6 protein-coding genes are annotated in these 6,000 nt (G+C 61.8%); all 6 read left to right on the forward strand.

What is annotated here, in order from left to right:
• The first annotated feature begins 66 nt into the window (after nucleotides 1–66).
• Entirely contained in the window at nucleotides 67–429 is a 363-nt protein-coding gene (rplS, locus tag KIH75_RS03915) for a 50S ribosomal protein L19 (RefSeq protein WP_219055490.1), read from the forward strand.
• A gap of 114 nt (nucleotides 430–543) precedes the next feature.
• Entirely contained in the window at nucleotides 544–1,287 is a 744-nt protein-coding gene (gene lepB, locus KIH75_RS03920; protein WP_236028024.1) for a signal peptidase I, read from the forward strand.
• Nucleotides 1,284–2,003 carry a ribonuclease HII gene (locus KIH75_RS03925; RefSeq protein ID WP_219055492.1) on the forward strand — a complete coding sequence of 240 codons (720 nt, stop codon included), beginning with the start codon at nucleotides 1,284–1,286 and terminating at the stop codon, nucleotides 2,001–2,003. Before lepB ends, KIH75_RS03925 begins: the two co-directional genes overlap by 4 nt.
• A 169-nt stretch (nucleotides 2,004–2,172) precedes the next feature.
• Entirely contained in the window at nucleotides 2,173–3,288 is a 1,116-nt protein-coding gene (locus tag KIH75_RS03930) for a LacI family DNA-binding transcriptional regulator (RefSeq protein ID WP_219055493.1), read from the forward strand.
• A gap of 448 nt (nucleotides 3,289–3,736) precedes the next feature.
• Complete coding sequence (locus KIH75_RS03935; RefSeq protein WP_219055494.1) at nucleotides 3,737–5,116, forward strand: sugar porter family MFS transporter; 1,380 nt, start codon at nucleotides 3,737–3,739, stop codon at nucleotides 5,114–5,116.
• 52 nt (nucleotides 5,117–5,168) lie between these two features.
• A partial coding sequence (locus KIH75_RS03940; protein ID WP_240541477.1) for an FGGY family carbohydrate kinase occupies nucleotides 5,169–6,000 on the forward strand: 832 nt, incomplete at its 3' end.

The following is a 6,000-nucleotide window of genomic DNA, read 5'->3' on the forward strand; positions in this document are numbered from 1 at the left end:
CACGCGGAACGCGTGGCATATGCCCCAACCAGTGCACTGATATGCGGCAGTGACCGAGGAATAGCAATGGTTAACGCTATTGAAGCATTTGATGCCAAGCATCTGAAGCCGGCCGAGGAGATCCCCGAGTTCCGTGCAGGCGACACCGTCGACGTGAACGTGAAGATCCAGGAAGGCAACAACTCCCGTATCCAGACCTTCACCGGTGTGGTCATCGCCCGTCACGGCGCCGGCATCCACGAGACCTTCGTGGTCCGTAAGATCAGCTTCGGCACCGGTGTGGAGCGCCGCTTCCCGCTGCACTCCCCGGCGATCGACTCCATCAAGGTCGTGCGTCGCGGTCGCGTCCGTCGCGCCAAGCTGTACTACCTGCGCGCGCTGCGCGGCAAGGCTGCTCGTATCGTCGAGCGCCGCGACAACTCCAAGTGAGTTTTCGCCGCAATGGCATAGTTCTCGGCCTGGAATCCTCTGGTTTCCGGGCCGAAATCATATTCAGCCGACAGTGAACATCGAGTGGGGGCAACGGTCATGGATACCACGGTCATGAACGATATGGGCAATGATTCGGGGAATGGTTCCGCCGGTGATTGGCGCAGGGCCGCGAATTCCGCCGGAACGCCGCGCCGTAGAAGGAGCCGCAGGCCGGCGCATGCGGCCAGGAAGCAGCGTGACGACAGCTTCTCCGCACGCGACGCCATATTGTTCTGCGGCATTCCCGTACTGGTGGTGCTGCTGATCCGCCTGCTGCTCATCGGCTGCTACACCATCCCGTCGCGTTCCATGGAAAGCACCATCGAACCCGGCGACCGTGTGATTACCACCAAACTCACTCCGAAGGTCTTCGGCCTCAAACGAGGCGATATCGTCGTATTCCATGATCCCGCGAACTGGCTCGCCGGTGAGACCGGCCGCGCGGCGAACGACGACTATCTCATCAAGCGTCTTATCGGCCTGCCGGGTGACGTCGTCGAATGCAAGGGCGCCGGCCAGCCGGTCACCGTGAACGGTGTCGCCATCGACGAAAGCTCCTACATCAAGGACGGCGTGCAGCCGAGTTCGTTCCCGTTCAAGGTGACTGTGAGCGAGGGGCATATTTTCGTCATGGGCGACAATCGTGCCAATTCCGCCGATTCCAGATTCCATCAGGATGACGGCGACGGCGGCCTGGTTCCGGTGGGCAAGGTGGTCGGCGTGGCGTTGGCGCGATACTGGCCGTTGAACCGCCTGTCGACGTTGAGCGGGCACCATGAGGTGTTCAAGGACGTGCCGGAAGGGTCGGCATCGTGATCACCCCGACGCTTGATCTTGAGCGTGAACTCGCCGAACGGCAGTACGACTTCGTCGTGGGGTTCGACGAGGTCGGGCGCGGTTCGCTTGCCGGTCCGGTCATGGTCGGAGCCTGCGCGATCAGGGCGCGTGACGTGCTCGACGGCGTGAAGGAGGTGCCGCCCGGCGTGGCCGATTCCAAAATGCTCACCGAGCACCGCCGCGAGGCGATCTTCGACGAGCTGAAGGAGTGGAGCGAGGCTTGGGCCGTGGGCTCCGCCAGCAATGAGGAGATCGACGAATGGGGTATCTCCTATGCGCTCGGCGTGGCCGCGTTGCGTGCGCTGGCCGATGCGGAACGTGCGTTGGGCATTGCGGATGACGGCACGCTCGCCGTTGGGGGAGTGGCCTCGCCGGTTACGGTGGGTGCGATTCTCGACGGTCCGAACGATTACATCACCAAGGCGCTGAACACGTTCGACGCGCCATTCGTGCCGGTTCCCGCCGACGTGACCACCAAGGTCAAGGGCGATCGGCATTGTGCCACGGTCGCGTCCGCGGCCGTGATCGCCAAGGTCACGAGGGATCGGCTGATGGTTTCCCTCGCGGGCAGCGACCCGAAGTATGCCCCGTACGAATGGGAGCATAACAAGGGGTACGGGTCCCAGGCGCATCGCGACGCCATCGCGAAGTACGGTCCGACATCGTTGCACCGTCTTACGTGGAAGCTCACCTGATACATCCCGCCATCCGGCTTCATGTCCGGGGTGCGAGCAGCCATCCGCTGCCGTTTATGGCCCGAACCTTGCGGATATCCTGCGCCCATTGAGCAGGATGCCCCGTTCCGCGCCGTTTCTGCGGTAGAGTTGGAACCGCAATGAATGCATGTGCGGGAGGATGTGAAGTATGGCAGCCGGGCGAAAAGCGAATAAGCGCCCTTCGATGTTTGAAGTGGCCAAGCTCGCCGGTGTGAGCCATCAGACCGTTTCGCGAGTCATCAATAATTCCCCCGATGTTTCCCCGGGCACGCGTGCCAAGGTGCAGCGGGCCATCGAACAGCTTGATTACCGTCCCAGTAATTCCGCGCGCGCATTGGCTTCTCGCCGGTCGCGCACCATCGGTCTTATCGCTGGCGGTCAGAAATTCTACGGTCCTATTTCGGCCATCGGCGCCATCGAATCGATCGCCCGCTCCCACGGCCTGTTCATGTCCGTGCTGCTGGTGCATGAGGCGTTGTGCACGCAGAAGGAGTTCGACGATCTGTGCCGCACCTTCGATGAGCAGAACGTCGACGCGTTCATTTTCCTGACCCCTACGGATGTGATGTTCTCCGCGGCGTGCCGTGCGCAGGTCAACCGTCCGCGCGTGCTCATCACCTCCACGCATGGCGGCATGGGCGTGCAGGAGGAGTTGCGATTGCTGCGCCCGGCCGATCGGCGCAAGATCGCCTTGGTAGGCGTCGACCAGTGGGGCGCGATGGAGGATGTGATGCATCTGTTGAAGGCCCGTGGGCACCGTTCCGCGCTGTATTTCGCCGGTCCGCGCGAATGGCGCGATGCCGCGACCCGTTTGACGGCGTGGAACAAACTGTGCGGGGCCAATGCGGTGAATTCGGTGACCATCCAGTGCAGTTCCTGGGAGGGTGGTGAAGCGTACGCCAGGATGAACCATGTGCTGGAGAACATCGGACGTTCCGGTGGCAGGCTGCCTTCGGCGGTGGTCACGGCGAACGATGCGCAGGCGATGGGCGTGGCGCGTGCCATGCATGAGCATGGTGTGCGCATTCCGCAGGATGTGAGCCTGGTCGGGTTCGATGACATGCCCGGTGTGGATAACATGTACCCGCCGTTGACTACGGTGCGTCAGGATTTCGAGATGTTGGGCCAGCTGGCCATGCGCGAGGTGCTGTATCCGCTGGGGGAGGGTGCCGAGCCGGGTTATGCCGCGTCGCAGCATGGCGTGGGATTAGTGCCGACGAAGCTGATTCAGCGTAGTTCCGTGGGTATCGCGCCGAGTCGTTGATCTGATCGGAGTTTGATCGGGGTTTGGTCGGAATGTGTTGTAGCCCCGGCATGGTGGGATTGCCCTGCTGATGCCGGGGTTTTCGTATGTCTGTGAGCGTTGTTTTGAGAACGCTCACATCAGTTTCGAGGAAAATTTGGGGAATCTGCCGGTGACAATAGGGCAAATGTGCCCGGTTTTGTCTGAAAAACGCCCAAATGTGAGCGTTTAACATTGCTCAACACGCCGAAAAAACGGCTTAAAACAGCCGTTTGTTGAGTGCATTGACATATTCAAATGTGAGCGATAACATTTCGAACTAGCGAACGGAAATCCTCATAGCAGACGGGAATCCGAGTCGCCGTAGCAAAGCCGCGAACCTGCCCCGGCCCCAAGCCGTGGGTCCCGTGTGAAGCGAAGCTGCTTCGGCAGTCACGACTGCCGGATACGGAACAGAAAAAGGAACAATATGACTGAGAACGCTACGAGCACTGTCAAGAAGCAGGGCTCAATGAAATACGTGGTCATCCTGGCGTTGAGCGCCGGCATGGCCGGACTTCTGTACGGTTACGACACCGTGAGCATCTCCGGTGCCATCGAATTCCTGCGTCAGGCGTACAACCTGTCCGCCGGCCTGCAGGGACTCGTGATCTCCTCCATCATGATCGGTGGCGTCGTCGGCGTTGGCTTCTCCGGCTTCCTTGCCGATAAGATCGGTCGCCGCAAGGTCCTGCTCATCGGTGCGGCCTGCTTCTTCTTCGCAGCCCTCTGGTCCGCCTTCACCTACAGCCCGTGGACCCTCATCGCCGCCCGTATCGTCGGCGGCGTCGGCATCGGTCTGGCCTCCGCACTCGCCATCACCTACATCACCGAATGCGCACCGGCCAAGTACCGTGGCACCCTGAGCTCCGCCTACCAGCTGCTCACCATCCTCGGCATCTTCCTGACCAACGTCATCAATTTCGGCATCGCCAACGCCGGCAGCCTCGACTGGGGCATCAACACCGGTTGGCGCTGGATGCTCGGCATCGGCTGCATCCCGGCCGCCATCTTCTTCATCGCGCTGTTCCTCTCCCCGGAATCCCCGCGCTTCCTCATCCAGTCCGGCCGTGAACAGGAAGGCTTCGCCATCCTCGAAAAGATCGGCGGCACCGACGAAGCCCACCGCGAAGTGGCCGACGTCAAGGCCTCCATCGAACGCGACAAGAACGGCAAGCTGACCGACCTGTTCAAGAAGCCGCTGCTCATCCCGTTCCTCATCGGCCTGCTGCTCGCCGCCTTCAACCAGGTCGGCGGCCAGAACGCCGTCTCCTACTACGGTCCGACCATGTTCAAGGCCGCGCTGGGCGACAACATCCCGAACGTCGAATTCCTGTGCTCCTCCCTCGTCGGTCTCGTCGAGCTGATCTTCACCGTCGTGGGCATGGCCCTCATCGACAAGGCCGGCCGTAAGCCGCTGCTCGTCACCTCCGCCGCCGGCATGGGCGTGTTCGCAGCCATCATGGCCTTCGCCTTCCACGCCAACATCGGCTGGCTCGTCGTCGCCGGCGCCTGCGGCTTCATCGCCTGCTTCGCCTTCGGCCTCGGCCCCGTCACCTGGGTCATGATCCCGGAGCTCTTCCCGACCTACATGCGTGGCCGCGCATCCGGTCTGTGCACCGTGCTGCTGTGGGGCATCAACTTCTGCGTCGGTCAGTTCACCCCGATGATGTTCGAAGGCTGGGGCGGTTCCGGCACCTTCGTCTTCTGGATGATTATGGACTTCATCGGTGCCATCTCCATCGCCAAGTTCGCACCCGAAACCAAGGGCAAGACCCTTGAGGAGATCCAGGCCCTCTGGACCAAGTGATCCGGCGAACGCGAATCCAACAAGAACAAGCATCAAGATAGAAGGAATCGATATGGTCGACATTGACGACGCTCCCCAGAAGATCGCGGAAAAGATTCGTGGCGGTCGCACCGCACTCGGCATCGAATTTGGTTCCACCCGAATCAAGGCCGTGCTGATCGACGACACGTACCGCACGATCGCCTCCGGCGACTACCAGTGGGCAAGCCATCTGGAGGACGGCCTGTGGACCTACTCCCTCGATGAGGTCTGGAAGGGCCTGCAGTCCGCCTACGCCTCCATGGCGAACGACGTGTACAACGCCTACGGCGAACGACTGACCTCCATCGGCCATATCGGTTTCTCCGCCATGATGCACGGTTACCTCGCCTTCGACAAGAACGGCGAACTGCTCGTGCCGTTCCGCACCTGGCAGAACACCAACACGCACGAAGCGCACGAAAAGCTTTCGGAACTGTTCCAGTACAACATTCCGGAACGCTGGTCCGTGGCGCACCTCTACCAGGCCGTGCTGAACGGCGAAGAACACGTCGGCAAGGTGGACTACATCACCACGCTCGCCGGCTATGTGCACTGGAAGCTCACCGGCAAGAAGGTTCTCGGCGTGGGCGACGCTTCGGGCATGTTCCCGATCGACCCGACCACCAAGACCTACGAAACCGAATTCCTCAACCGTTTCGACGCGCTGGATGAGATTGCCGACCAGCCGTGGAAGATCGAGGATCTGCTGCCGGTTCCGCTGGTCGCCGGAACCCCCGCCGGTGAGCTGACCGCCGAAGGTGCCAAGCTGCTCGACCCCTCGGGCACGCTGCAGCCGGGCATCGTCCTGGCCCCGCCGGAAGGCGACGCCGGCACCGGCATGGTCGCCACCAACTCCGTGCGCG

This window comes from Bifidobacterium pongonis, assembly GCF_019331805.1.
Lineage (GTDB): Bacteria > Actinomycetota > Actinomycetes > Actinomycetales > Bifidobacteriaceae > Bifidobacterium > Bifidobacterium pongonis.